The organism is Mycobacterium innocens (assembly GCF_900566055.1).
Taxonomy (GTDB): Bacteria; Actinomycetota; Actinomycetes; order Mycobacteriales; family Mycobacteriaceae; genus Mycobacterium; species Mycobacterium innocens.
Genome location: NZ_UPHQ01000117.1, coordinates 1 through 26,949 on the forward strand (window position 1 = coordinate 1; position 26,949 = coordinate 26,949).

At 66.9% G+C, this 26,949-nt stretch carries 20 protein-coding genes and 6 pseudogenes; 13 read left to right on the plus strand and 13 right to left on the minus strand.

What is annotated here, in order from left to right:
- Together EET03_RS12830 and EET03_RS12835 are read left to right on the plus strand one after the other, a co-directional pair.
- Positions 1-200: pseudogene (locus tag EET03_RS12830) on the plus strand (IS607 family element RNA-guided endonuclease TnpB); the annotation flags it as partial.
- Between the two features lie 34 nt (positions 201-234).
- A pseudogene (locus EET03_RS12835) lies at positions 235-1,266 on the plus strand (acyltransferase family protein); the annotation flags it as partial.
- Here EET03_RS12835 and EET03_RS12840 read toward each other — a convergent pair.
- Complete coding sequence (locus EET03_RS12840) at positions 1,233-2,729, minus strand: potassium/proton antiporter (RefSeq protein ID WP_075544447.1); 1,497 nt, start codon at positions 2,727-2,729, stop codon at positions 1,233-1,235. The pseudogene EET03_RS12835 and the gene EET03_RS12840 overlap by 34 nt on opposite strands.
- A gap of 152 nt (positions 2,730-2,881) precedes the next feature.
- On the opposite strand from EET03_RS12840, the gene EET03_RS12845 reads away from it, so the two are divergent.
- The 4 genes and pseudogenes from EET03_RS12845 (at position 2,882) to EET03_RS12860 (ending at position 13,295) form a co-directional block, all read left to right on the plus strand.
- Positions 2,882-3,586: a potassium channel family protein gene (locus EET03_RS12845; protein WP_075544448.1), complete on the plus strand. Its 705-nt coding sequence runs from the start codon at positions 2,882-2,884 to the stop codon at positions 3,584-3,586.
- Between the two features lie 84 nt (positions 3,587-3,670).
- Positions 3,671-5,995, plus strand: coding sequence for a Tex family protein (locus tag EET03_RS12850; protein WP_075544434.1), 2,325 nt, complete (start codon positions 3,671-3,673; stop codon positions 5,993-5,995).
- 76 nt (positions 5,996-6,071) lie between these two features.
- Positions 6,072-7,650, plus strand: a pseudogene (locus tag EET03_RS12855) (DUF4185 domain-containing protein).
- 548 nt (positions 7,651-8,198) lie between these two features.
- Complete coding sequence (locus EET03_RS12860) at positions 8,199-13,295, plus strand: PPE domain-containing protein (RefSeq protein WP_082274837.1); 5,097 nt, start codon at positions 8,199-8,201, stop codon at positions 13,293-13,295.
- A 21-nt stretch (positions 13,296-13,316) separates the two neighbouring features.
- Here EET03_RS12860 and EET03_RS12865 read toward each other — a convergent pair whose 3' ends face one another.
- Together EET03_RS12865 and EET03_RS12870 are read right to left on the minus strand one after the other, a co-directional pair.
- Positions 13,317-13,814 (minus strand): flavin reductase family protein, encoded by a 498-nt coding sequence (locus tag EET03_RS12865; protein ID WP_075544436.1) that lies wholly within the window; start codon positions 13,812-13,814, stop codon positions 13,317-13,319.
- A 58-nt stretch (positions 13,815-13,872) separates the two neighbouring features.
- A complete protein-coding gene (locus EET03_RS12870) occupies positions 13,873-14,709 on the minus strand; it encodes an SDR family NAD(P)-dependent oxidoreductase (RefSeq protein WP_075544437.1) in 837 nt (278 codons plus the stop codon).
- 198 nt (positions 14,710-14,907) lie between these two features.
- Here EET03_RS12870 and EET03_RS12875 point away from each other — a divergent pair, with 198 nt between their 5' ends.
- Complete coding sequence (locus EET03_RS12875; RefSeq protein WP_425271523.1) at positions 14,908-16,137, plus strand: NRAMP family divalent metal transporter; 1,230 nt, start codon at positions 14,908-14,910, stop codon at positions 16,135-16,137.
- A 15-nt stretch (positions 16,138-16,152) separates the two neighbouring features.
- On the opposite strand, the gene EET03_RS33030 is transcribed toward EET03_RS12875, so the two are convergent.
- From EET03_RS33030 to EET03_RS12895, 4 genes are all read right to left on the minus strand, one after another.
- A complete protein-coding gene (locus EET03_RS33030) occupies positions 16,153-16,428 on the minus strand; it encodes a BBE domain-containing protein (protein ID WP_425271524.1) in 276 nt (91 codons plus the stop codon).
- On the minus strand, positions 16,394-17,068 hold the full coding sequence (locus EET03_RS33035; protein WP_425271522.1) for a DUF4158 domain-containing protein: 675 nt from the start codon (positions 17,066-17,068) through the stop codon (positions 16,394-16,396). Before EET03_RS33035 ends, EET03_RS33030 begins: the two co-directional genes overlap by 35 nt.
- Before the next feature lie 131 nt (positions 17,069-17,199).
- The gene (locus EET03_RS12890; RefSeq protein ID WP_075544441.1) at positions 17,200-17,484 is read right to left on the minus strand and encodes a type II toxin-antitoxin system RelE family toxin; all 285 of its coding nucleotides are present in this window, start codon (positions 17,482-17,484) and stop codon (positions 17,200-17,202) included.
- A complete protein-coding gene (locus EET03_RS12895) occupies positions 17,481-17,732 on the minus strand; it encodes a type II toxin-antitoxin system Phd/YefM family antitoxin (RefSeq protein WP_063472263.1) in 252 nt (83 codons plus the stop codon). Before EET03_RS12895 ends, EET03_RS12890 begins: the two co-directional genes overlap by 4 nt.
- A 140-nt stretch (positions 17,733-17,872) precedes the next feature.
- On the opposite strand from EET03_RS12895, the gene EET03_RS12900 reads away from it, so the two are divergent.
- Complete coding sequence (locus EET03_RS12900) at positions 17,873-18,097, plus strand: hypothetical protein (protein WP_075544442.1); 225 nt, start codon at positions 17,873-17,875, stop codon at positions 18,095-18,097.
- Positions 18,098-18,108: 11 nt separating this feature from the next.
- On the opposite strand, the gene merB is transcribed toward EET03_RS12900, so the two are convergent.
- Positions 18,109-18,561, minus strand: a complete 453-nt coding sequence (gene merB / locus EET03_RS12905; RefSeq protein WP_167470634.1) for an organomercurial lyase — start codon at positions 18,559-18,561, stop codon at positions 18,109-18,111.
- On the opposite strand from merB, the pseudogene EET03_RS31475 reads away from it, so the two are divergent.
- Together EET03_RS31475 and EET03_RS12910 are read left to right on the plus strand one after the other, a co-directional pair.
- Positions 18,526-18,624 (plus strand): annotated as a pseudogene (locus EET03_RS31475) (hypothetical protein); the annotation flags it as partial. The gene merB and the pseudogene EET03_RS31475 sit on opposite strands and share 36 nt — an antisense overlap.
- Positions 18,625-18,889: 265 nt before the next feature.
- Entirely contained in the window at positions 18,890-19,915 is a 1,026-nt protein-coding gene (locus EET03_RS12910) for an alpha/beta hydrolase (protein WP_075544450.1), read from the plus strand.
- A 33-nt stretch (positions 19,916-19,948) separates the two neighbouring features.
- Here the strand turns inward: EET03_RS12910 and EET03_RS12915 are convergent, their stop codons facing one another.
- Positions 19,949-20,188, minus strand: coding sequence for a hypothetical protein (locus EET03_RS12915; protein ID WP_075544451.1), 240 nt, complete (start codon positions 20,186-20,188; stop codon positions 19,949-19,951).
- Positions 20,189-20,360: 172 nt separating this feature from the next.
- On the opposite strand from EET03_RS12915, the gene EET03_RS12920 reads away from it, so the two are divergent.
- Positions 20,361-21,788 carry a serine/threonine-protein kinase gene (locus tag EET03_RS12920; RefSeq protein WP_075544452.1) on the plus strand — a complete coding sequence of 476 codons (1,428 nt, stop codon included), beginning with the start codon at positions 20,361-20,363 and terminating at the stop codon, positions 21,786-21,788.
- A 75-nt stretch (positions 21,789-21,863) separates the two neighbouring features.
- Here EET03_RS12920 and EET03_RS31480 read toward each other — a convergent pair whose 3' ends face one another.
- The 3 genes and pseudogenes from EET03_RS31480 to EET03_RS12930 all read right to left on the minus strand — a co-directional run bounded on the left by EET03_RS31480 (position 21,864) and on the right by EET03_RS12930 (position 23,182).
- On the minus strand, positions 21,864-21,962 hold the full coding sequence (locus tag EET03_RS31480) for a hypothetical protein (RefSeq protein ID WP_244232341.1): 99 nt from the start codon (positions 21,960-21,962) through the stop codon (positions 21,864-21,866).
- A 47-nt stretch (positions 21,963-22,009) separates the two neighbouring features.
- Positions 22,010-22,402, minus strand: a pseudogene (locus EET03_RS12925) (PPE family protein); the annotation flags it as partial.
- A 474-nt stretch (positions 22,403-22,876) separates the two neighbouring features.
- Positions 22,877-23,182, minus strand: a complete 306-nt coding sequence (locus EET03_RS12930; protein ID WP_063468822.1) for a hypothetical protein — start codon at positions 23,180-23,182, stop codon at positions 22,877-22,879.
- 198 nt (positions 23,183-23,380) lie between these two features.
- Between EET03_RS12930 and EET03_RS12935 the strand changes: the two genes are divergently transcribed.
- Positions 23,381-26,023, plus strand: coding sequence for an FHA domain-containing protein (locus tag EET03_RS12935; RefSeq protein WP_075544453.1), 2,643 nt, complete (start codon positions 23,381-23,383; stop codon positions 26,021-26,023).
- 19 nt (positions 26,024-26,042) lie between these two features.
- Here the strand turns inward: EET03_RS12935 and EET03_RS12940 are convergent, their stop codons facing one another.
- Positions 26,043-26,564 carry a GNAT family N-acetyltransferase gene (locus EET03_RS12940; protein ID WP_244232342.1) on the minus strand — a complete coding sequence of 174 codons (522 nt, stop codon included), beginning with the start codon at positions 26,562-26,564 and terminating at the stop codon, positions 26,043-26,045.
- A gap of 129 nt (positions 26,565-26,693) precedes the next feature.
- Between EET03_RS12940 and EET03_RS12945 the strand changes: the two are divergent.
- A pseudogene (locus tag EET03_RS12945) lies at positions 26,694-26,949 on the plus strand (cyclohexanecarboxylate-CoA ligase); the annotation flags it as partial.

Consider the following 26,949-nt stretch of genomic DNA (forward strand, 5'->3'; position numbering starts at 1 on the left):
CACACCAACGTGATGACAACGCCGCGATCAACCTCGCACGCTACGAGGACACCATTAGCGTCGTCGGCCCAGTTGGGGCCGCCGTCAAGCGTGGAGCCGACCGTAAGACCGGGCCTGGCCCGGCCGGTGGCTGTGAAGCGCGGAAGGGACGCAGCCGCAAGGCTGCCGAACAACCCCGAAATGGGGTGCGAGTCGCGTGACCACTAAAGATCACTCACTCGCAACGGGTTCCGGGCCGGGCTGCCGGCCGTGTTCTGGTACCTCGCCTGCTGGGTGGTAGCGCTGCTGGCGGTGCGCGTGACCCTCGGCGCGGAGTCGGCGGCGGCACTGGGACGCGAGTGTGTGGCGCTGCTGTGGTTTCTCGGCGTCTACCTCGTGGTGCTCGCATTCGTACCGGTGTTGACGCGGCTGCGGACGGGTCGCGGGGTCGCGGTCGTGGTCGCGTCGCTGCTGGGTGCAGCAACCGCGGTCGACCAGATTCGGTTCGCTGCCGGCACTCCCGAATGGGGCGTTGCGAACTTCTTGATCGTGTGGCTGATCCCGGTGGTCATCGGTGTCGGCTATGCGCGGCGGCTGATCGGCCCGCGGGCCGCGCTCGTGGCAGCCGGCTGCGCGTTCACCGCACAACTCAAGCTCGCCCTCACCGGCGCCTATGACGTCTCGCTGGTGGTGACCGGTGCCGAACGGATGTCCAACGTGTCGCCGCCGACGTTGCTGCTTGCGCTGCACTGCACGTGGATGTCGTGTCTGTTCATCGTCGCGGCGGTAGCCATCCGGCGATGGGCCGCACGACCGCGCGTCTGGCACGTCGTCGCTGTGGGTAACGGGGGAGCAATGACGCTCTACCTCTGGCACATCCCGTCGATCGCGGTTGCCGCCGTTTCCCTGCACGCCGCGGATCTCGACGCATACGACGTGCACGCGCCCGGGTTATGGGCTCGCCTGGCACTGCGCGCGATTGTCTTCGCCATCGTCATGGCCGGGGTGTTTCGGCTGCTCGCACCCCTCGAGCACCGGCGGCTGCCGTGGTGGGACGGGCCGGTTCAGGCCACCGGGGCCCGTTCGGTCGCCGCCGGTGCGCTGGTATGTGTGGCGGGTGTAGCGCTCGTCGCGCTGGCCAAGAACGGCCTCGGCGGTGTCGAGGGGTGGACAGCGCTGCGATGTTTCCTGGCGGCGTCGCTGGGGGCGCGGACGAGCTCCGGGTCGGTGTCGCGGCCGACGCCGGCCGGGCGTCAGTCGGGTTCGCCGTACTCGTCGAACCAATAGGCGAGTTTGCCCCGCCGGCTGACCGCGCGAAGTCGCGACTCGGCTGCAGCCCGCGTCTTGCTGGTGGTGACGATCAGGAGTTCGTCGCCGCGCTCGATCCGCGTATCGGGCATCGGGACGAAGGTGTGGCCGTTGCGGATGATCAGGGTGATCACGGCCGGGTCGGGCAGCCGCAGCTCCAGGACGGTGACGTTGTGCAGGCGTGACGGCGGCTGCACGGTCATCGTCAGCAGTTCCGCGTCGAGCACGTCCAGCGGCGCCGCTTCCACCTGGATCTCGCGGGTGGCTTCGCGGGAAATCAGTCCCAGCCGATGCGCGATCGGGCGCAGGCTCGGGCCCTGCACCAGAGTGAATACCACGACCAGCATGAAGACGATGTTGAGCAGGCGATAACTGTCCGGGACGCCCGCGACGACCGGAAAGGTGGCCAGCACGATCGGCACCGCGCCCCGCAGACCCGCCCACGACAGGAAGACCTGGTCGTGCCACGGGATGCGGAACGATGCCAACGACGCCACCACCGACAGGGGCCGGGCGATCAGCAGTAAGAGCAGTCCGACGACGATCGCGGCCACCACGTCGTGGGCCACCTCGCCAGGGTTCACCAGCAGTCCGAGCAACACGAACAGCCCGATTTGCGCCAACCAGCCGACGCCCTCGGCGAACGACCGGGTCGCCGACCGGTGCGGCAGGCCTGAGTTGGCCAACACCACCGCGGCCAGATAGGCGGCTATGAATCCGCTGGCGTGGCTTACGCCGGCCGCCGCGAACGCGACCAGACCCAACCCGAAGGTCGCGATCGGGTACAGGCCGGAAGCGGGCAGCGCGATACGTCGGAGCGCGAAGGCACCCAGGTAGCCGATCGTCACCCCCACCGCGGCGCCGGCGAGGAGCTCGAACAGCAGATCGGCGATCGCTGTCCCGGGCTCGACGGCGAAGGGCACCGCACTGAACATCAGCACCAGGATCACCGCGGGCGCATCGTTGAACCCGGATTCGGCCTCGAGCAGCCCGGCGACACGCCGCGGCAGCGGAAGCACCCGCAGGACCGAGAACACCGCTGCGGCGTCGGTGGAGGAAACGATGGCTCCGAGCAACAGGGCCACCTGCCAGTCGACGCGCAGCAGCAGGTGCACGCCAACGGCCGTGACCGCCATGCTGACGAGGACCCCGACGGTGGCCAATGTTGCCGCGGGTCCCAGCACCGTGCGGATGTCGGTGAATCGGGTGGTCAATCCGCCTTCGACGAGAATCAGGGCCAGCGCCGCGGTACCCACGTTCCTGGCCAGCTGCACGTCGTCGAACTTCAGGCCCAGCCCGTCCTCACCGACGGCGACGCCGACCAGCAGGAAGAGCAGCATGCTGGGAAATCCCACCCGAGTCGCCAACCGGGTGCCCACAATGCTGGCCAGCAGCACGAGGCCACCGATCAACAAAGCCAGATACAGCTGCTGCAAGCTCATTTGGTTTCCGTCCAGATGTGATCTCGGCGGCGGTAGCTCGGCGCGCGAGGCGGCGTGCTGCCAGTAAATCAGTAAGCGGCGGCCCGCTGTCGGCCGCACAGTCCGAAGCCTGGCGGCCGATGAGACAAGATGACTGGGTGGCGACGGGAAAAATGCGGATCGCGATTGCCGGCGCGGGCAAGGTCGGCCGTTCGGTCGCGCAGGAATTGCTGAATCGCGGTCACAAGGTCTTGTTGATCGAACGGCAACGGAACAACTTTGAACCACATACGGTTGCTGCCGCAGATTGGTTGCATGCCGACGCCTGCGAACTGTCGACGATGCACGAGGCGGGGGTACAGACGTGCGACGTGCTGATCGCCGCCACCGGAGACGACAAGGCCAATCTGGTGGTGGGTCTGCTGGCCAAAATCGAGTTCGGGGTGCCGCGGGTGGTGGCGCGGATCAACGACCTGCGCAACGAGTGGCTGTTCGGCCGCGCCTGGGGCATCGATGTGGCGGTCTCGACGCCGGGCGCCATGATCGCCGGTGTCGAGGGCGCCATCGACGTCGGTCACCTGGTGCGAATGATGGTGTTGCGCGAGGGCCGGGCGGCGTTGACGAAACTGACGCTGCCCGAAGACAATCCGCTGGTGGGAAGGCGGGTGTGCGAGCTCGACCTACCGGCCAACACCGCTTTGGTCACCGTGCTGCGAGGTGACGCGGTCAAAGTTCCGCAGCCCGACGACGTGCTCCGGGCCGGTGACGAGATGCTGTTCATCGCCGACAGCTTCCTGGAGCGTTCGGTGTGGGCTGCCATGTACAGCGCCGCACCCGTACGCGCCTCGACCAGGCCGGGCCGGCCACCGTCGGCCTGAGGGATCGACGGGGAGCGGACACTTGCGACGCGCCGTGCCCGGTTGCCCGAGCGGTGTCGGGACCATTCGGTAGGGTTCCTGCCCGTGAATCCAAGCACCGCAGTCAAATCCGTAACCGCCCGTCTCGCTGAGGAACTGGCCGCCAAGGAGGTCCACGTGGCCGCCGCGGTCCGGTTGCTCGACGGCGGCGCCACGGTCCCGTTCATCGCCCGGTACCGCAAGGAGGCCACCGGAAGCCTCGACGACGGGCAGCTGCGGACCCTGGCCGAGCGTTTGCAGTACCTGCGGGAGCTCGACGAACGCCGGGCAGCGGTGCTGGCATCGATCCGGGAACAGGGAAAGCTGACCAACGAGCTGCGGGCAGCGCTGCTCAGCGCCGACACCAAATCTCGTGTCGAAGACATCTACCTGCCCTACAAACCGAAGCGTCGGACCAGGGCGCAGATCGCCCGCGAAGCAGGGCTCGAGCCGCTGGCCGATCGACTACTGTCCGACCCGGCCCTGGTTCCGGAGGCTGCGGCCGCGGCCTTCGTGTGCGCCGATGTCGCTGACGTCGCCGATGTCGCTACCGCGCTGGAAGGCGCCCGGCACATCATGGTCGAGAGGGCCGCCGAGGACGCCGAGCTGGTCGGCGCCATCCGGGAGAAGTTCTGGGCGCACGGTTCGCTGGGTAGCGCGCCGTGGTCGGAAGACGTCGCCAAAAGTGCTGCCGCACAGAACTTTCGTGACTACTTCGGGTTCTCCGAGTCGCTGCAGACGATGCCGTCACACCGGGTGCTGGCCGTGCTGCGCGGCGAGAAGGAAAAGATCCTTGCCCTGACCTTCGACGGCGGCGCGGACGACGGTTACGAGGCCATGGTCGCCGCCAGCCTCGGCGTGGACCTGTCGGCGCAGACGGCCGCGACGCCGTGGCTGGCCGCGACGGTGAGATTCGCCTGGCGCACCAGGCTGATGTCGTCGACCGCCGTGGACGCCCGGATCCGGCTGCGGCAACGCGCGGAACAACAGGCCGTCGCGGTGTTCGCCAAAAACTTGACCCACCTGCTGCTCGCTGCCCCGGCCGGAGCGCGCACGACTCTCGGCCTGGATCCCGGCTTCCGGACGGGTGTCAAGGTTGCTGTGGTCGACCCGACCGGCAAGGTGGTGGACACCTGTGCGATCTACCCGCATCAGCCGCAACGGCAATGGGATTTGGCCAAGGCAACTTTGGCCGCGCTGGTGGCGCGTCACGGCGTCGAGTTGATCGCCGTCGGCAACGGCACCGCCTCGCGTGAGACCGACACGCTGGCAGCCGAACTCATCAACGACATCCGCGCCGCCGGGGCCCCGGCGCCCACCAAGGCGATGGTGAGCGAGGCCGGCGCATCGGTGTATTCGGCCTCGGCCTACGCTGCGCACGAGCTGCCCGAGCTCGATGTGACGCTGCGCGGAGCGGTGTCGATAGCGCGGCGGCTACAGGATCCACTTGCCGAGTTGGTGAAAATCGACCCGAAGTCGATCGGGGTGGGGCAGTACCAACATGACGTCACCCCGACGGTCCTGGCCCGCAGCCTCGACGCGGTGGTCGAGGACGCGGTGAACGCGGTGGGCGTCGACCTGAACACGGCATCGGTTCCGCTGCTGGCGCGGGTCTCCGGGATATCGGAATCCTTGGCCGAAGCGATCGTCGCCTATCGTGACACTACCGGTCCGTTCACCAGTCGCCGCGCGCTGCTGGATGTTCCTCGCTTAGGGCCCAAAGCATTTGAGCAGTGTGCCGGGTTTCTGCGGATTCGCGACGGCGACGACCCGCTGGACGCGTCCGGTGTTCATCCCGAGGCATACCCCGTCGTCCGCCGCATTCTCGATCGAGCGGGTGTCTCGCTGGCCGAAATCATCGGTGACGCAGGTGCTTTGAGATCATTGCGGCCCGCTGACTTCGCCGACGACCGCTTCGGCATCCCCACTGTCACCGATATCCTCGCCGAGCTGGAGAAACCAGGACGCGATCCGCGACCGACATTCACCACGGCCACCTTCGCCGCCGGCGTGCAGAAGATTGCCCACCTCAAGGCGGGGATGGTCTTGGAGGGGGTGGTGACCAACGTCGCCGCTTTCGGCGCTTTCGTCGACATCGGCGTGCATCAGGATGGCCTGGTGCATGTCTCCGCGATGGCCGAGCGCTTCGTTGCCGACCCCCACGACGTCCTACGCTCCGGACAGGTGGTACGGGTGAAGGTCATCGATGTCGATGTCGAACGCCGGCGGATCGGACTGAGCCTGCGCCTCAACGACGATCCGCAACGCCAGCCGGTGAGCCGACCGGAGCGGCGAAACTCGGCTCATGGCAAGAACTTCGGCCGTCAGCCGGCCAACTCGCCGGCCGGCTCGATGGCCCGGGCGTTGCGGAACGCGGGTTTCGGGAACTGAGACCTGTTCGCGATGCTTCCGCGCCGGCCAGGGGTGAATTACGCGGGGCGCGAATTGCGTCGCGACACGGTCACAGATGCATACCTATCGTGGATCCGTGATCACAACGGCCACATGAATCACTATCGTCACATCCGCCAACTGCGGACGTCAATCCGACGTTTGTGCCCCTGGAAGGTTGTGACATGTCGGCGATTCATCGAGTCGTGTCGGTATCGGTGGCGTCGGCGGCCGCATTGGGACTCATCAGTGCGGTGGGCCTGGCGCCGGCAGCAACGGCGGTGCCGTGCAGCGGGGACGCCGCCAACGCCCCGCCGCCTCCGAACGCCATTGTGACCAATCCGGGGGGTACGACGCTCGGCCCGATGACAAGGGGGCCGAGGCCTCGTGGTGCGAATGACCGCGCGCCGTTGCCCAGGTTGGGGCCCCTGTCGCGGTTGATGAATCCGGCTCCTCGATCCGCGCCGATACAGCAGCAAGCGGCGACTCCGCCGCACCAGGCGGCGGTCCCCCCGCCTGCTCCGCCCAACCCGGGCAACCCGTCTCCCAATGCCACCCAGTTGGCCCCCAATGCGGCGCCGGTGCCGGCGCCCGGCGCACCCGATCCTGGCGCCGCACTCGGGGGTGCCACGACGTCGCTTGCCGAGTGGGTGACCGGACCCGACAGCCCCAACAAGACGCTCGAACAATTCGGCATTTCCGGAACGGACCTCGGAATCCTTTGGGACAACGGCGATCCGGCCAACCACCAGGTGCTCATGGCCTTCGGTGACACCTTCGGCTATTGCGCGGTCAACGAACACCAGTGGCGGTACAACACGCTGTTCCGCAGTCAGGACCGTGATCTGGGCGACGGAATTCGCGTCGCGCCCGGCGACGCCGCCAACCGGTATTCCGGATCGCCGGTGCGTCAACCCGGCTTTTCCAAACAGATCATCAGCAGCGTCAAGTGGGCGCCCAACGAGACCGGAATCATTCCGACCTCCGGAATCTCCGTCGGAAGAACCCAATACATCAACTTCATGTCCATCAGGGATTGGGGCCGCGACGGTGAATGGACCACCAACTACTCGGGCATCGCGGTGTCCAAGGACAACGGCCAGAACTGGGGGGTCTATCCCGGCACCATCCGCGCATCCGGGCCGGACAGCGGACGAGCCAGGTTTGTGCCCGGCAATGAGAACTTCCAGATGGGGGCGTTCGTCAAGTCCAACGACGGCTACCTGTACTCGTTAGGCACCCCACCGGGACGCGGCGGTTCGGCGTACGTGGCGCGAGTTCCCCAGCAGTTCGTGCCGGATCTGAGCAAATACCAATACTGGAACGGTGACTCGAATTCCTGGGTGCCGAACAAAACGGATGCGGCGACGCCGGTTATCCCGGGACCGGTGGGCGAAATGTCGGCTCAATACAACACTTATCTGAAGCAATATTTGGTGATGTACACCAACGGTATGAATGACGTCGTGGCGCGGACCGCGCCGGCTCCGCAGGGACCGTGGAGCCCCGAGCAGATGCTCGTGTCGTCTTGGCAGATGCCCGGCGGGATCTACGCACCGATGATGCATCCCTGGTCGACGGGCAAGGACGTGTACTTCAACCTGTCGCTGTGGTCGGCATACAACGTGATGTTGATGCACACCGTGCTGGGATAACTTCGGTTCTCCGAAAGCCGTCGACGAGCCTGTCCCGGTTTCGCGACGAGACCACCTGATGCGGCGTGAACCGGCGGTGGTACCTGGTCGACGGCGTGGCCCGCGACGCCGGAGCGGCCATTGCCCATCTTCGGAGCGGATAATTTCCCGGGTCTCAATTCCGGCGGAATGCTTCGATCCATTTTGAAAGTCGTTGCAGCGTAATGGTTGTCGTCGTCACCACCGCCGCACAACCGATTCTTGGCCGGTGTCGTGACGGCCGCGACGCCCGGGATTTTCCGGACCGATGATGGGATTTCGGGCAAACGCAGGTACTGCGCGTCGAAGCCAGATATGTTTTTGCTGGCAAGCCGTTCGACGAGCGGTCGGTGGCCTGGTTCTCGTGGCGGGAGGTGCGCGATGGGACGGAGCCACGCGGGGCCGCCCGGAGGTCTGCACCGGGCGCGGGCAGCTGGCCGGGGTTAGCCGAGGGTTAGCCGGGAATTCGCGACGGTGTTCCCGGTGAGGCGGCCGGCGCAAAGCCCGCCGAGTAGGAACGGATGGATCCGATGAACTTTTCCGTGTTGCCGCCGGAGATCAACTCACTACGGATGTTTGCCGGCGCCGGGGCCCAACCGATGCTGGAGGCGGCGGCGGCCTGGGGAAGTCTGGCCGACGAATTGCAGGCGGCGGCGTCGTCGTTCGCCTCGGTCACAGCGGGACTGACGCGCGGCGCGTGGCAGGGTCCGGCCTCGGCGGCGATGGCGGCCGCGGCGGCACCCTACGCGAGCTGGTTGGGCGCGGCCGCGGGCGCCGCGGCGGGGACGGCCGGGCAGGCGAGCGCAGTTGCGGCGGTGTTCGAGGCCGCGCAGGCCGCGATCGTTCATCCGGCCGCAGTGGCGGCCAACCGCAACGATTTGGTGGCGTTGGTGATCTCGAACCTGTTCGGCCAGAACACGCCTGCGATAGCGGCGACCGAGGGCCTGTACGAGGAGATGTGGGCCGCCGATGTGGCCGTGATGTCGGCCTACCACGCCGGTGTCTCGGCGGCGGCGACGCAGCTGGCGCCGTTGCAGCAGGCCCTGGCGCTGCCGGCCGCTGTGGACTTCAGCGTCTCCATCTTCGGGCTGCAGCTGGTGCAGTCCGGCACCGCGAACGCCAACACGACCTTTGGCGGACTGGCGGTCGCGTCCGGGACCAACAGCACGTCCAATGCCGGCTTGACCGACATCGCCCTTGCCTTCGGTAGCGGGAGCACCGCCGAGGCCACCGGGGGCGTCCTGAACGTCGCCGGCTCGTTCGGCAGCAATAGCTCAACCAGCGCCACCGGCGGAGTCAACATCGGCACCGGCGCCCTCGCGTTCGGAAACAACAACACGATCAAAGCCAGCTCCATCGGCGCGGTCAATATCGGCACCGTGGCGGCCGCGTTCGGCAACGACAACACGGTCACCGCCATCGCCAACGGTGTGGAGAACAACGCCACCGTGGCGGCGGTGTTCGGCAACAACAACACCGACGTCTCGGCCGTCGTCAACGGTGTGGAAAACACCGGCATCGTGTCGGCCGTATTCGGCAGCAACAATTCCGGGGTCGCAGCCAACGCGTTCGGCGTGGAGAACAACGCCGTGGTGGCCACCGTCGCCGGCAGCGGCAACAGCACCGTGCTGGCCCAGGCGGGCGGCGCGGGCCTCAATGAGATCGTTCTCGCCAGCGCCTTCGGCAACAACAACTCCGTCGCGGCCACCGCGACTGGCGTGGGCGGCAATCTGGGCACCGCCGCCACAGTGTTCGTCGGGGACGGCAACACGGTTGCCGCCAGTGCGACCGGTGCGCACACCCTCACCGCGGCCACCGCGTTGTTCGGCGACAACAACGGGGTCAAAGCCAACGCGTTCGGACTGGAGAACATCGGCACCGTCGCGACCGCGGGCGGTAGCGGCAACAGCTCGGTCAGCGCCGACGCCAATGGCACCGACAACATCGCCACCGTGGCCACTGCGTTCGGCAACAACAGCCCGACCGTGGCGGCAAGCGCGCTCGGTGCGGGCAATATCGCCAACGTGGCCACCGCGCTGGGCAATGGCAACACGGCCACCGCGAAAGCGATCGGCGTGGACAACATCGCCACGGTCGCCACCACGGCCGGCAACAACAATGCGGTCGGAGCCAGCGGTGTGGGCATCGGCGGCAATATCGCCAATGTCGCCACCGCATTCGGCAACGACAACAGCCAAGTCAGCGCCGACGCCGGCGGGGCCGGCGGCAATATCGCTACCGTCGCGACGTCGTTCGGTAACGGCAACAAGGTCACGGCCAGCGCGTTCGGCGCCGGCAATATCGCCAACGTGTCCACCGCGCTGTTCAGCAACGACAACACGGTGTCTGCCAGCTCGTTTGGCGTGGAAAACATCGCCGCGGTGGCCACCTCGATCGGCGACAACAACGGGGTCTCGGCCACCAATTCGTTGGGCGTGGGCGGCAATATCGCCACCGTCGCCACCGCCATCGGTATCGGCCAGGGCAACAATCAGGTTGCCGCCGAATCCGGTGCCGGCGGTGGCAATATCGCCTCGGTGGCCACCGTGTTGTTCGGAGGCAACAACACCGCCTCGGCCAGCGGACTGGGTGCCGGCAATATCGCCGACGTGGCGACCGTGTTGTTCAGCAGCAACAGCGCCTCCCACGCCAGCGCGTTGGGGGTGGAGAATATCGCCACCGTGGCTACCGTCTTCGGTGACGGCAGCAATGTCTCGGCCTCCGCGCCCGGCATCGGGGGCAATATCGCCACTGTGGCCACCGCTCTCGGCCAGGGCAACACCCAGGTCAACGCCGTAGCCGGCCCCGGCGGCGGCAATATCGCCACCGTCGCCACCGCACTCGGTGACGGCAACAGCGTCACAAACCAGGCCCTTGGTGCGGCCAATATCGCCAGCGTCGCCACCGTCATCGGGGACAACAACACCGCCGACGTCAATGTGATCGGCGTGGAAAATATCGCCACGGTGGCCACCGCAATCGGTGACAACAACGGAATTGCCGCCGGCGCGCCGGGGCTTGGTGCCAACATCGCCACCGTCGCCACCGCCATCGGCAGCGACAACACTCAGGTCAGCGCCGTGTCCGGCGCCGGGGGCGGCAATATCGCCTCGGTGGCCACCGTGATCGGCGACAAGAGCTCGGCTTCGGCGAGCGCGCTGGGCGCCGGCAACATCGCCACGGTGTCCACCGTGCTGTTCAGTAACAACAACACGTCTTCGGCCAGCGCTCTCGGGGTGGAAAATATCGCCACGGTGGCCACCTCCTACGGTGACAACAACAACGTCTCAGCCAGCACGCCCGGAGTCGGCGCCAACATCGCGACCTTCGCGACGGCCATCGGCCAGGGCAACACTCAGGTCAGCGCCACGGCCGGCGGCGGCGGCGGCAATATCGCCACCCTGGCCAGCGCGTTCGGCGACAACAACAAGATGGATGTCAGCTCGATCGGCCTGGGCAACACCGCCAACGTCGCGACCGTCATCGGCAGCGGCAATACCGCCAAAGTCTCGGCGTTCGGCGTGGAAAACGACTTCACCATCGCGACCGCAATCGGTGACAACAACGGGGTCGCGGCCAGCACGCCCGGCATCGGCGCCAATCTGGCCACCCTCGCCACCGCGATCGGCGACGGCAACAGCCAGGTCAGCGCCGAGGCGGGTGGAGGTGGCGGCAATGTCGCCACCCTGGCCAGCGCGTTCGGGGACAACAACAAGATCGATGTGAGCTCGATCGGCCTGGGCAACACCGCCAACGTGGCCACCGTCATCGGCAACGGCAACACCGCAAAGGTCGACACTTTCGGCGCAGAGAACGACTTCACCTTCGCCACCGCAATCGGTGACAACAACGGGGTCGCGGCCAGCGCGCCCGGCATCGGCGCCAACCTGGCCACCATCGCCACCGCGATCGGCGACGGCAACAGCCAGGTCAGTGCCTCGGCCGGTGGCGGCGGGGGAAACATCGCCACCCTGGCCAACGTGTTCGGTGACAACAACACGGCCCAGGTCAGCGCGACCGGGCTGGGCAATATCGCGACCGTCGCCACCGGTATCGGGAGCGGCAGCGGGCTGGTTGCCAACTCGTTCGGCGTGGAGAACATCGCGACCGTGGCGACCTCGTGGGGCGACGGCAACGGCACGGTAGCCGCCGAGTCCGGCGGAGCCGGCGGCAATATCGCCACCCTAGCCACGGTATTCGGCAGCGGTAACACCACCACAGGCGCCAAGGCCGTGGGCATCGGCGGCAACATCGCCACCCTGGGCACTGTGATCGGTGACGGCAACACCACCGTCGCGGCCAGTGCGACCGGCTCCGGCAACATCGCCAGCGTCGCCACCGCCATCGGCGACAAGGGCTCCGCCGAAGTCACCGTGTTCGGTCTGGAAAACATCGCCACCTTTGCGACCTCGGGCGGCGACAGCAATGGGGTCGCCGCCAGCGCGACCGGTGCGGGCGGCAACATCGCCACCGTCGCCACCGCAATCGGCAACGGCAACAGCCAAGTCAGCGCCGCGGCCGGGGGAATCGGCGCCAATATCGCCACCTTGGCCAATGCGTTCGGCGACAACAACATCGCCACGGCCGGCGCGACCGGCGTGGGCAATATCCCCACCGCCGCCACCGTGATCGGCAGCGGCAACGAGATGAAAGTCAGCACCTTCGGCGTGGAGAACATCGCCACCCTGGGCACCGTGATCGGGGACAACAACACCGGCGGCGTCACCGAAGCCGGCGGTCTGGTAGGCGCCAACATCGCCACCCTGGCCACCGTGATCGGCAACAACAACACCGCCGCGGTGGCCAGGGCGGTGGGTATCGGGGGCAATATCGCGACCCTGGGGACCACGATCACCGACGGCAACGCGGTCTCGGCCACCGCCACCGGCGCGGGCAATACCGCGACCGTTGCCACCGCGTTCATCGGTGGCGGCAACTCGGCCACAGCCTCGGCGTCCGGCGTGGAGAACATCGCCACCTTGGCGACCGCCGCCGGCGGCAACAACGGAGCCTCGGCCACCGCATCGGGGCTCGGCGGCAATATCGCGACCCTGGGCACGGCGATCGGTGACGGCAACACCACCGTGGCGGCCCAGGCCGGTGGCGTGGGCGGCAACATCGCCATCGCCGCGACCGCCATCGGCGATCACAACGCGGTCGTGGCCAGCGGGGGCGGGGTCAATATCGGCAGCATCGCCACCGCCGTCGGCGACTCCAACCTCAACGTCGCGGCCCGCGGGCAGGGCGCTGCCGATCTCGGCACCATCGCCACCGTCGTCGGCTTCGGCAACAACGGCGTCGAAGCCGTCGGCAACGGCCCGGCCAACATCCTCAACGTCGCCACCGTGGTCGGTGACAACAACCACGGAGTCCTCGCCGGTGCCAACGGACTGCTCAATGTCGCGGTCGTCGTGGGAGGCAACAACACCGCTCTGGCCGGCGACCCAGCGGGCGGCTTGGCGGGCGCCAATCTTGCGGTCGTCGGCGGCATCGGCGCCGGAGCCAAAGCCTTCAACGGCTTCCTCAATCTCGCCGTGTCCGTCGCAGACGGCACCTTGGCGACCGCGGGTCCGGGCAACTTCCAAGTAAGCATCCGGCCCTTCATTGACATTCTGCCGGGCGCCTGATCCGCGCGACCTAGAAAAAAACTAGGCCTCGTGGCCCGGCGGCAGGTCGCGAACGTCGCGGAATGACACCCACCGTTCCAGCTGGTGCGGCATGCTGCCGTCCACCGGTTCCAGCAGATACCCGACGTGGTCGCCGAGCGGAAACCGATCCAGGATCCTGCCGACGAACCAGGCCGCCGCGTCGTCGAGGATGGGCGTCCGCGCCGGGCCGAGATGCCACGTGCAGCGGTCGAACTTGTTGACCGTGTCGCCGCTGCGGCTGCCGAAAAGCTCGACGACATCGATATGCTCGCGGTCGAACAGGTGCACTGCCAGATGGGTGGCGCCGGCCGCCACCCGGAACGTGTGGTTCTGCTCGGACAGACCGACCAGGAAGCGTGGGGGATGGATGCTGGCCTGACTGGCGAAGCCGACCAGGCAGCCGGCCGGGGCGCCGCCGGCCGCGGCGGTGACGACGAACACCGGGTAGTCCAGCAGGGACACCAGCTTGTCGAACGCTTCGAGGTCGGGTTCGGCCACCTGCTCAGTCTTCCCGTCCCCACCGAATGGGAATCCCCGGGGCGCGTGTGCCGGCGTGCTAAGGCGCGATGGGCCGATTCGTCCATTCCCGGTCGGGTCGGCGCGCCGAGCGGAACCATCCGCCGGCCGCGCCGGTGCCGCCGTCGGTCGGGATGGTGTGGCCGGTGACGAACGCTGACAGGTCGGAGGCCAGAAAGAGAATCACCCGGGCCTGGTCTTGCGGTAGACCCATCCGTCCGACCGGAACCCATTGCGGCCACTGGGTCTTTTCGGCCTCGGACAACCACTGCGAATAGGGCACCTGCAGTGATTCCGTCACGTCGGGAGCGATGGCGTTGACCCGCACCCCGTGGCGGCCGACCTGGACGGCAAGGCTGCGGGTGAAGTGGATGACGGCGGCTTTGAAGGCGGCGTACACCGGATCCTCCGGGTAACCGCGCAGCCCCTCCACGGATGACACGTTGACGATCGCGCCGGCATGTCGATCGATCATCGCCGGCAGGAACGCGTGAGTGGCCAACAGCACGTGGTGCAGGTTCACCCGGTAGAGCTCGTCCCACAGCTGCGGGTCGGTGTCGACGAAATCGCCGGGGTGACGCAGCCAGTGACCCACGTTGTTGACCAGCACGTCAGCCCGGCCGTAGCGGTCGAGCACGGTCCGGGCCAGCGCGCCGACCTGGCCGGCGTCGCGGACATCGGTGACGACCGCGAAGGCCGGGTCACCGATCTCTTCGACGGTTCGCCCGGCGAGGTCGGGGTCGATGTCGGCGACGACCACCCGGGCGCCGTGTTCGGCGAACAAGCGTGAGGTCGCCGCGCCGATACCGCCGCCGCCGCCGGTCACCACCGCCACCCGGTCGGCGAGCAGCGGGCGGCCGTGCGTTGGGTCGTTCATGCTTAACCATCTTGGGATACGGGCGCGAGTTGTCGTTCGTCCGCCCTGGCTGGCAGTGTTTCGAAGGAGTACCGGCAGGCCGGTGTCGGCTTCGGCAAGAACCCGGTATGGCGCATCACGTTGCTGTCACATCTAGGGGTCAGTCGAGCCGTGACTGGGGTTAGCAGGGCATCCGAGGAGCGTTCGTCGCCAAGATCGGTGCGCAGCCGCGGGCGGTGGGCACTGCTGGCGGTGTGGGGCCCGGGCCTGGTGGTGATGCTGGCCGACACCGACGCGGGCTCGTTGATCACCGCGGCCCAGTCCGGCGCGCAGTGGGGCTATCGGATGGTGTTGCCGCAACTGATTTTGACGCCGATCCTCTATGTCGTTCAGGAGATGACCGTGCGGCTGGGCATCGTGACCGGCCGGGGCCACGGCGCATTGATCAGAGAGCGATTCGGCCGCGGTTGGGCATGGCTGTCGGCGTTCACGCTGTTCGCCTCGGCGATCGGGGCGTTGCTGACCGAATTCGTCGGGGTCGCCGGGGTCGGCGAACTCTTCGGTGTCTCGCGCTGGGTCAGCATCCCGATCGCTACCACGATGCTGCTGGCGTTGGCGCTGACCGGCAGCTACCGGCGGGTCGAGCGCATCGGTCTGGCGATCGGCGCGGCCGAGCTGGCATTTCTGGTCGCCATGGTGATGGCCCGTCCGCAGCTGGACGCGCTACTGGCCGGCTTGTCGTCGATGCCGCTGGGCAACTCGTCCTATCTGCTGCTGGTCGCGGCCAACGTCGGCGCGGTCATCATGCCCTGGATGATCTTCTATCAACAGGGTGCGGTGGTCGACAAACACCTGTCGGTGGCCACAATCCGGCAGGCCCGTTACGACACCGCCACCGGCGCGGTGCTGACCCAACTGATCATGATCGCGGTGGTGCTGACCGTCGCGGCCACCATCGGGACACATCAGGAGGCGGCGCCTCTGCAAACCGTCGGGCAGATCGCCGGTGCCCTCACCCCCTATCTGGGCGAATTCGGCGGCACCGTGTTGTTCGGTTTGGGAATGCTGGGCGCGGCCCTGGTCGCCGCGATCGTCGCTTCGCTGGCCGGCGCGTGGGGGCTGTCGGAGGTCTTCGGGTGGCAGCACACCCTCAACCAGCGGCCCGCTCGGGCCACCGCCAAGTTCTACACCACCTACGCCCTTGCTCACCTCGTCGGTGCGGCACTGGTCTTGGGCAGCGTCGACCTGGTCAATCTGGCGGTCGATGTCGAAGTGATGAACGCCCTGCTGCTACCGATCGTGCTGGGGCTGCTGCTGGTGCTGGAAGCCCGCGCGCTGCCTGAGCAATGGCGCATGAGTGGGATACGCAAGTACACCACTCGTGCGCTGTGCCTGGTTGTCATCGCCTTCGGGCTTTACATGGTTCCGCAAGCCCTCGGCTGGACGTAACCCATCCGGTACCGGTCATCCCGCCGGCACGATGTTCTGGTTGATATGGAACACGTTGTGCGGGTCGTATGTCGCCTTGACCTGGCTGAGCCGTGATAGTTGGGACCGTAGGTGGCGCGGACCCGGTGTTGGCCCTCGTCCATCATGAAGTCGACGTATGCGCCGGCCGCCGAATACGGATGGGTGGCGTCCCAGTAGTCCACCGTCCAGCGCTTCAGGGCCGCGGCGTTCGCCGGGTCCGGGTCGACACCGGCGATCACCTGTGAGAAGTTGACATCCCGGTACGCCCAGGCGGTGTCGGTTTGGCCGACCCGGTGCACCGCGCCGTCGACCGGGTAGAGGTGCATGGTGGAGTGCATGGTCGGCAGGTCCTCGGTGAACCGGGCGTGGGCCTGCACGGCACCGTCGGCGATGGTCCGGAAGAAGTCGCCGAGCCAATACCATTGCAGCCCTTTGGGATACAGGGCGTCGAAGGTGTACTGCAGCGCGGGATAGAACGCCCGGGGGCATCGTGTTCGAGCGCCCGGGCCAGCAACTCGTCGAGTAGCTTGCGTTCGCCAGCGGCGCAGAGCCGCCAAACCAAGTGAGCCAGCACCCTTGCCCGGTGTTCCCGTCGGGTTCGTCCCTGCCACCCGCCATACTCCGCCAGCAATGCCGAGGCGGTAGCCGGCGCAACACTCAAAGCCTGCGCGAGACGATCGAGCGCGATGGGCGGGCAACCGGCCAGGTCGTCGGGAATCCAACCCAGCCACGGCAGCGTCGACAGTTGCACGGCGACGCCAAGGCGGTTGTGCTGGCGGTTGAAACCCGTCAGCCACGACAGGTCATCGGTGGAGAGGGTGAAATAGGTGACCGCGTCCTGGACAGCGATCTCGTCCGGCCAGCTGCTCAGCCGGGCGAGTTCGGGATCCGACAGGTAACGGACCGGCATCTGGCCTCCGACCGGCCCGCGGTTCGGGCCACCACCGCAGCGACGCTAACCCGGCCGAAGCGACTGGGCAAGGCATCGGTCGCCGCCCGTAAGGGGATCCGCTATCGCTACAGTCCGCGCGCGGATCTGAGTCATCGGCGGCGGTACACCGATGCTCGATGCTGAATCCTGTGCACGATGACGATCTTGGCCGTGTCGTCGATGCTGTAGATGATCCGGTAGTCGCCCCGTCGTGCCGAGAAAAGGCCGGCGAGTTCGCCGACCAGCGCTTTGCCGAGCCGGTGCGGGTTTTCACGGATGGGGCCATGTAGCGTGGCCAGCGCTGCGTAGCGGATCTTCGCCGGGAGACGGTTCAGGTGACGGAGTCCCTCAGGAGTGATGCGGAGCTCGTATGGGTCCGTCGGCGCAGAACTCACGCAGACGGCAAGGGCTGCGATCTACCCTGAGCGGCCTCTTCTTGCGACCGCTTCAGCGAGGCGACAAGCTCGCGATCCCGCAGGATGTCGAGCGTCTCTTCGAGTGCGTCGAGGTCGTCGGGGCTCACCAGTACGAATGACGGCCGTCCGTTGCGCGTGACGAGGACACGCGCATGCTCAAGTTCGACGCGTTCAGCCAGTTCGGACAGGTGGGCTTTCGCTTCGGAGAAGGGCACAACTTCGGCCATAGGTCAATATTCTGACTTGTCGCCGCGTGTCGCGCAAGCGGGCGGGTTCCCACTACGCCCGTAAGGGGATCGCCAACGGGGACCCACTATCGCTAGCATCGGTATCGCTAACAATCCGCGACCGCGTTGCGATTTCGTGCATGTCGTTGAGCACGGAACCTCGGCAGACGGTCCCGTTGGCGGTTACCGACATCGTCCTGTACTTTGCGCTGTACGCTGCGCAATTCTTCCTGCCGCAGAGTATTTCCCGGCGCTCCCGCGAAGCGTCGATCCTCGAAATCGGTTCGGTCGGCCCAGGATGCTACGTGTTCGCCGTGCCCGCGATGTTTCGGTGGAGCAAGCACGCACTCAGACAATTCTCGTGACTGCAGAGCAGTCACTCGCCGTTTGCGAGCAGGCGGTTGAGGATCGGCCGGAATTGGTCGTATGCGGCGGCGACGGGCAGGACCCGGCCGGTGGGGTGCTGGGTGAGCCAGTCGCTGGCGGCGTCCGGGCTGGCAAAAAGCGACCAGGGTTGCAGGCCGTGGCGCGCACCCGGCTGAGGTCCAGCTCGTCGGCTCCGGGATATAGAGATGACCGCGCTGGCGGGCTCCAGGTCGGCGACCCCGGTGGCGGGGACGACGGTGAGGCGGACGGTGGTTCGTGTTGTGGGGCAGGGAGATTCGACCAGGGCGCGCTGCTCGATGATAGCCGGAAAGGCCAGCGTGTCGGCCGCGCACCAGGCGTAGAGCCGGTGGCCGTAGACGGTGAATCGGTGCGGAGGGTTGAGGGTCAGCCCCCAGCCAACGATGCGGCCCCCATCGGTGCGGCGGTCGTCGGCGGCGCGCACGAGCGGGGGCTCGCGGTTCCCGCTGCTAGCGCGTTCGCCAACCCGGCCGGCCACGGGGTGCGTAGAGGCAATACGTCTTTCGTTTGTCCGCCGACAGGAACGAACAGACCCCGGAAAGACCCTTGCGAATTTGCGGAAGCACATTTATGAGCGACCAGGAGCGCCAGCAACTGGTACCCAACCGCCCGACACATTGCAGTACTGGTATACCCCGTGGTTTGTCGAGTAAACGTGACAAATCCTACTCGGACGGCAGCCAGGCACCTCAGTTTGGTGGTCACCGGCCAGGGTATTCATTGGCCATCATGAGGAGTTGATCGCAATGGTCATGATAAAGAATCCCCGGCACGCCCGGGCGAGCAAGCCGGATGGCCGGCGAATTCACCATCGCCACAGTCCGCAATCAATTGCCGTCTCGCTTGCCACCCGGTTGATCGTGAAGAACGCGGTGCGTGCCTGGGCCATCCAACCGAACCTGGGCTGGCCATTTGATTACATCGACGGCTTAGCGGGTTTGCTGCCGCGTTTTCGGTTGTCGGCCAGGATTGACCCGGTACGCCTCGATCACTGTGCTGCGGAATGGGTTCGAGCGCCGGGTGTTTCCCCGAAGCGGGCAATTCTTTACCTGCATGGCGGAGCCTTTCTCACCTGTGGGCTCAACACCCACCGCTCTCTGGTGTGCCGGTTGTCGAAGGCGGCGGATGCCGGTGTGCTCAACGTCGGATACCGCAAGCTGCCGTCGCACCAGATCACCGACGCGGTCGAGGACGCGTTGAGCGGCCTCGCCTGGTTGCAGGATCAAGGATTCGACGGCGAGCAGGTCGTGGTGGCGGGCGATTCGGCGGGCGGGTACCTGGCGTTCATGACGACGTTGTCGGCGATCCGCAGCCACCTCGCGAAGCCGGCCGGCATCGCCACGGTCTCGCCTTTCACCGATCCCGATCCGGCCCGCAAGCTCGCCCACCGCAACGCACGCCGATGTTCGATGTTCACCTGCGGAGCCCTGTCGATGTTCGCTCGGTATTTGGGCGAGGTGCAGCTTCCCCGGGAGCGGCCGAGATCCTCATGTCGGGTCGAGTCCCCGGTGGACGCCGATCTATCCCCGTTGCCGCCTGTCGCCATCCACGCGAGTTCAGACGAACTGTTGCTGGCCGACGCTGAGCTCATGGCGAAACGGCTCACCGCCGCGGGAATCCGGTGTGATTTGCACCTGTGGGACGGCCAAATTCACGATTTCCCGCTGGCGGCAGACGTCTTGCCGGAAGGCAGGCGCGCCATTCGATACCTCGGCGACTTCGTCAAAGAGGTCACCGACGGTTGTGCGGCGCGCATGCCCGCTGCAGCTGCCGGGTAGCGCTTGTCGCGGATTTCGCCGGCCACTCAACTCTTAGTCGAATTCCTGCCGCTGCGGTTCGTCCAGCTCGTCGTCCATCAGCACCGTTTCCCGCTGCTCCTGCCAGTCGTAGGCCGTAGTCTCGAGCGGCACGTCGTCGAGCTGAGACCAGGTTAGGGCCGCTCCGTCGGATCCGTCGGACAGGTCGTCCGCCGGAGAGTCCGCGGTCGGCAGCAGTTGTTCAACGGCATCGGCGACGGGCACGTCGTCGGGAAAGACATCGCTATCACGCATGGGGCTATCGCGCATGGACGCCGGGTTACCCGGCGTCTTGGCGTCGAAAACGCGATGAACCGGTGGTAGGTCGCCACCGCGCCCGTGTGATCGATCACAGCCGGTAGGTCCTGACCTGGCCGGACAGCCTGATCTTCGACCCCTCAACGGCATGGCGGGCTACGATGCCGCCATGCCGCTCGCCGAAGGTTCGACGTTTGCGGGCTACACCATCGTCCGACAGCTGGGCTCCGGCGGGATGGGCGAGGTCTACCTGGCCCGGCACCCGAGACTGCCCCGTCAGGACGCCCTGAAGGTACTCCGGCCGGAGGTGTCCGCCGACACCGAGTACCGGGAACGCTTCAACCGTGAAGCCGACGCCGCGGCTTCGCTGTGGCATCCGCATATTGTCGCGGTGCACGACCGGGGCGAAACCGACGGCCAGTTGTGGATCGACATGGACTACGTCGACGGTGTGGACGCCGTACGGTTGCTGCGCGAGCGGTATCCCAACGGGATGCCGGGCCCCGAGGTCACCGCGATCATCACTGCGGTAGCCGAAGCGCTCGACTACGCCCACGAGCACAAGCTGCTGCACCGCGACGTCAAGCCCGCCAACATCCTCATCGCCAAGCCAGACTCCGCAGACCGGCGAATCATGCTGGCCGACTTTGGGATCGCCGGTTGGGTGGGCGAAGCCAGCGGGTTGACCGCGACCAATATGACCGTGGGCACCGTGTCCTACGCAGCGCCCGAACAGCTGATGGGCCAAGACCTCGACGGCCGGGCCGACCAGTACGCCCTGGCAGCGACGGCGTTTCACCTGCTCACCGGAACCCCACCGTTCCAGCACTCCAACCCCGCCGTGGTGATCAGCCAGCACCTCAGCGCGTCGCCCCCGCCGATCGGTGATCGGCTGCCTGCCCTCGCGGACCTCGACCCGGTATTCGCCAAGGCACTGGCCAAAGATCCCAAGGACCGGTATCAGCGGTGCATCGACTTCGCCCGGGCACTAGGCCATCGGCTGGGCGGTGGTGGCGACGCCGACGAAACTATCGCCCGACCCGTCGCGGTGCCCGTGCCGCCAGCCAAACGGTCGCTGGTGCGACCAGCCGTGCTGATCCCCGCGGCTCTGGCGATACTGCTGGTCATCGCGATCGCGGTGGCGCTCCGCGAGTTCCAGCGCGCCGACGACGAGCGCGCCGCGTCCGCAACGACGTCCGGCTCGCCGGCGACAACCACCACTTCGGCGGCAACGACTACTACCACGCCTACCACGACGACGCCGCCGACTACCGCGGCGGCAGGGACCGAAACCACTACGTCGGTAGCCCCGGCTCCCGTCGTGGTCATCGGCGCCGTCTGTGCACCGCAGGGCAGCACCGGCGTCACCAAGACCGGGGCGACCGCCTACTGCTCGACCCTGCAGGGCACCAACACGACCATCTGGTCGCTCACCCAGGGCACGGTCGCGAGTCCGACGATCACCGGCACCGCGGAGCCCACCGAGTCGCCGCTACCCACCGAGCAGGAATCGCCGATCCGGATCTGCATGCAGCAGACGGGTCAGACCCGTCGTCAATGCCGCGAGGAGATTCTCCGCAGCAACGGCTGGCCCTGATCACCGCGGCTACCCCGTAGACCGCGGTTTCGCGATCTCGAATGGGCTCGCCGCAAGTGCTGCCGGCGCCGGTGCTCAGCTGGCCATGCTCGACATCGCACCTCCCATGCTTGAATCCCAGGTACCCGGCAACATCGGCACCGCCAAGCCGCCTCCGAACTCGCTTCTCAACACCGTCAACCCGGCCGGTCTCAGGACGGCCCCGTAAGGCGCGGTCCCAGCAAACCTTGAGATCTCGTCGCCATCAACACCGCGTGAGCGATGTGGTTGGCGGCCAGCTCGCCAAGGGTCGGCATTGCCGCCAACGCGGAGGTATAGGCCGCAGCCACGGTTTCATGCTGGGTCGCTGCGTCCAGGCTGTCGGTGCTGGCCTTCGTCAACCATGCCACGTATGGCAGGTGCGCGGCGGCATAGCTTTCGGCGCTTGGGCCCTGCCAGTCCGCAGCCTGCACGCCGGCCAGTAAGGCAGTCAATTCCGCTGCCGCGTCAGCATATTCAGTACTCAGCGGCGTCCACGCGTCCGCAGCAGCCAACAATGGGCCAGGCCCCGGACCGCTGCTCAACGTCGTCGAATGCACCTCCGGCGGCGACGCCATCCAGATTTGGGCAATCATCAAGAACCTCCCGTTGTGACCCAAGACGCCGCCGCGCCATCAACAAGGGCATGATCGGCATCGGCCTTGGTACGGCGAATCCTCTGGCGCAGGAGCGGGCCCAGCCTTCGGCACCACCGCGCATCAAGCACACTTCTCCTAGTGTCGAGAACCCGCGCACCGCTGCGCGGTGATCAAGTCGCGAAGCGATCGAAAAGCCTTGTCCGGTCACGACTTCCGTGACTCGGCATAGTGTGGGCGGCGCCGGCCCGTGTGGCTAGGGTTGAATAATCCACTGAATGCAACATGGATGGGACAAAGCGCCCGAGGCATCGACCGGCGTGGCGTGTGGGTGTGCAAAACGCTGCGACATGAGCTGACCATTAGGCAAGCTGCCCAGCGAAGCCCATGACCTCAAGACACGTGCCGGTCGGGTCGGCGCGCCCCGGCCGGACCCACTATTGGGCGCGCCGATAGCGGGCCACAAATCAGCGGCTACACACACCCGCTGACGCTGATGCGCCGGCCGACATTGGCGCAGACGTTGACGTTGGGCGCCGGGGGTGGGGGAGGCGGATAGTCCTCTGGCAATGGGGCGTATTCCGACGGCGGCGGAGCGTAGGGGGCTACCGCATCGGCAACGTTGGCGCATCCGCTGACCGAGACTCGCCGGCCGGCATTGACGCATACATCCGCCCGCACTTGGGCGGACGGCGCCATGACGGCGAACACTTCCGGCACGGCGGCGAACGCCAATACCCCTGCCGCCAGGATGGCCGCGGGCCGCTTCCAGGGACGCATCGAGATCTCCTTGCTGCCGTCTGGCACCTGCCCGGCGGTCCTATCGACGCAGTGCGAAGCTCCCGTCGGGCAACGAATTATATCCGCGCGCGTTTGCGGTCATGCGGACTTCGCGCTGCGCGCCGCCGATCCCACGTGACGAACACTCATCCACGTCTTGTTCTGCAGTTGGCGCTGCTGCCGTTACAGTTGGTCCCGATGACCCAAACAGTCGCGCCGCCAGTGCTGACCGTGCGATACAACGGAGCTGAGCGCACCTTCGCAGCAGGCCACGATGTCGTTATCGGCCGTGATTTACGCGCCGACGTCCGTGTCGCGGACCCGCTGATCTCGCGAGTACACCTGTTGCTGCGCTTCGACCAGGGCCGCTGGATCGCCATCGACAACGGCAGCCTCAACGGCCTCTATGTCAACAACCGCCGCGTACCGGTTGTCGACCTCCATGACGGCCAGCGGATCAACATCGGCAATCCCGACGGTCCGGCGCTGGACTTCGAGGTCGGTCGCCGCCAGCAGGGTTCTGTCGGTCGTCCACCGCCGACAACGGCGATGCCGGTGCCCCCGATCCCGAGCGGACAATGGCCGGCCAACGCTGCGCCGCAGACCGGCGCCCAATGGCAGCCGCACCAGCCGCCACCGCAGCCACCAGCGGCACAGCAGCCACCGCCGACCACCCGGATACCCGCCCAACCGCCCAGCGGGCCACAGCACGCGCCGCCGCCTGGGCCGCCGCCGCACTACCCGACCGGCGCTCAACCGGTCCGCCCGCAGTCGGGGCCGCAGCCGGCACCGCAGATTTACCGCCCACCTGCGGCGAGTCCGCCGCCTCCGGTAGCCGTCCGTCCCAGCGGTGAAACGGGCAACATCGCGACGTCGATGATGAAGATCCTGCGGCCCGGCAAAGCCGCGGGGGAGTTGCCGCCCGGCTCGCTGCGGATCGGCCGGGCCGACGACAACGACATCGTCATCCCCGAGGTGCTGGCGTCGCGCCACCACGCCACTCTGGTCCCGACGCCCGGCGGCACCGAGATCCGCGACAACCGCAGCATCAACGGCACTTTCGTCAACGGGGTGCGGGTCGAATCGGCGCTGCTGCATGACGGCGACGTCGTCACGATCGGCAACATCGACCTGGTTTTCGCCGGCGGCGCGCTGGCGCGTCGCGAAGAGACGTTGCTGGAGACGCGCACCGGCGGTTTGGATGTGCGCGGGGTGACGTGGACGATCGAGAACAACAAGACGTTGCTGGACAACATTTCGTTGACCGCGCGCCCGGGAATGCTCACGGCCGTCATCGGTCCCTCCGGCGCGGGCAAGTCGACCTTCGCGCGGTTGGTTGCCGGCTACACGCATCCGACCAGCGGCACGGTGGCGTTCGAGGGCCACAATGTGCACGCCGAATACGCCTCGCTGCGAAGCAGGATCGGCATGGTCCCGCAAGACGACGTGGTGCACGGCCAGCTGACCGTCAAACAAGCGCTGATGTATGCCGCCGAGCTGCGGCTGCCGCCCGACACCACCAAGGAAGACCGGGAACAGGTGGTTGCCCGGGTGCTCGAGGAACTCGAGATGTCCAAGCATCTCGAGACCCGGGTCGACAAGCTGTCAGGCGGTCAACGTAAACGTGCCTCGGTGGCGCTGGAACTGCTGACCGGACCGTCGCTGCTGATCCTCGACGAGCCGACCTCGGGCCTGGACCCGGCGCTGGACCGCCAGGTCATGACCATGCTGCGACAGTTGGCCGATGCCGGCCGGGTGGTGCTGGTGGTCACCCACTCGCTGACCTACCTCGACGTCTGCGACCAGGTGCTGCTGCTGGCCCCAGGCGGCAAGACGGCGTTCTGCGGGCCGCCCAACCAGATCGGCCCGGCCATGGGCACCACCAACTGGGCCGACATCTTCAGCACGGTCGCCGACGACCCGGACGGCGCCCAGGCCCGGTATCTGTCGCGCACCGGCCCGCCGCCGCCACCACCGCCGGCCGAGCAACCCGCCGAGTTGGGCGATCCGTCGCACACCAGCCTGTTCCGGCAGTTCTCCACGATCGCCCGGCGGCAGATCCGGTTGATCGTCTCCGACCGCGGCTACTTCGTCTTTCTGGCGCTGCTGCCGTTCATCATGGGTTCGCTGTCGATGTCGGTACCCGGTGATGTCGGCTTCGGTTTCCCCAATCCGATGGGCAATGCCCCCAACGAGCCCGGCCAGATCCTGGTGTTGCTCAATGTCGGCGCCGTCTTCATGGGAACCGCGCTGACCATCCGCGACCTCATCGGTGAGCGGCCCATTTTCCGGCGAGAACAGGCGGTCGGCCTGTCCACCACCGCGTACCTGATCGCCAAGATCTGCGTGTACACCGTGTTCGCGGTGGTTCAGTCGGCGATCGTCACGATCATCGTGCTGATCGGCAAGGGCGGCCCGACGCAGGGCGCGGTGGCATTGGGCAACCCGGGTCTCGAGCTGTTCGCCGACGTCGCGTTGACCTGCGTCGCCTCAGCGATGCTCGGGCTGGCATTGTCGGCTATCGCCAAATCCAATGAACAAATCATGCCGCTGCTGGTGGTCGCGGTGATGTCGCAGCTGGTGTTCTCCGGCGGCATGATTCCGGTCACCGGGCGTGCCGGTCTCGACCAGATGTCTTGGGCCACACCGGCGCGCTGGGGATTTGCGGCCTCGGCGTCCACCGTCGACCTGATCAAGTTGGTGCCCGGCCCGCTGACTCCCAAGGATTCGCACTGGCATCACACACCCGGCGCGTGGTGGTTCGACATGGGCATGCTAGCCGTGATCAGCGTTGCCTACCTGTGCTTCGTGCGGTGGAAGATCCGCCTGTCGCGCGGCTGATTGTCACCGGTAGGACGACTCAGCCCCGGCCGGTGGATCGATGCAGGGTGAAACCGATCTGGGGTACCGCCAGCACGCCCGGTAGCAGGGTCAAGAGGTCGGAGCGCCCGTCGGGCTGGAACCCCTTCTTCTGGTAGAAGCACTGCGCCTGATGGTTCATCTCGGCACACCACAGGACGGCGTCGTGCGCGGGCTCGGAGCTGAGCGCATGGTCGAGCAAGAGGCTGCCGATGCCCCGGCGTTCATGTCCCGCGGCGACGTAGAGCGCGTCGATCTCGAGATGGTCGGGATTGGCCGGCTCCGGCCCGAAGATGCTCACGCCGACGATGTGGCCGCGCGACTCGGCAAGCCACATCGCCCACCCGGCGCGGCTCAACGCCAGCGGGTATTCCCGACCGATCCACGTCTGCCAATCGAAGAGATCGAGCAGCTCGGGGATCACGATTCCCCGGTAGGACAGTCGCCAACTCTGGTAGTGCATCGGCGCGACGTTCGCGTAGTCCGCCGACTCGGCTCGCCGGATCGAGATACCGTCGGGCATCTCCGTCACGCTCGCTCCCGCTGGTTTTGCTCGAGGGGATGTGTTGAGGGGAGGGTAGCGCCGCGGCGTAGCAGACTCGCGCCGTGGCGGCTTCGGATGACGCGCCACGCCGCTTCCTATCATTTGGTGATGGGTACCGGTGGGCTCGATACCGTGGGTTCTCCGGCGTTCAGCGCCGACGAGTCGGCGCGCTACCACGCGGCCGGTTGGTGGTCGGACCTCACGCTGTCTGATGCGGTGCGTCGAAACGCCGAACTCTCACCCGACCGGGCCGCCTATGTCGACCGCCCGGGGGAATCGCTGACATGGAATGAATTTGACTGTGGCGCAACGATATTGGCTGAACAACTGGCGAGTGTCGGGGTAGTGCGGGGGGGCCGGGTGG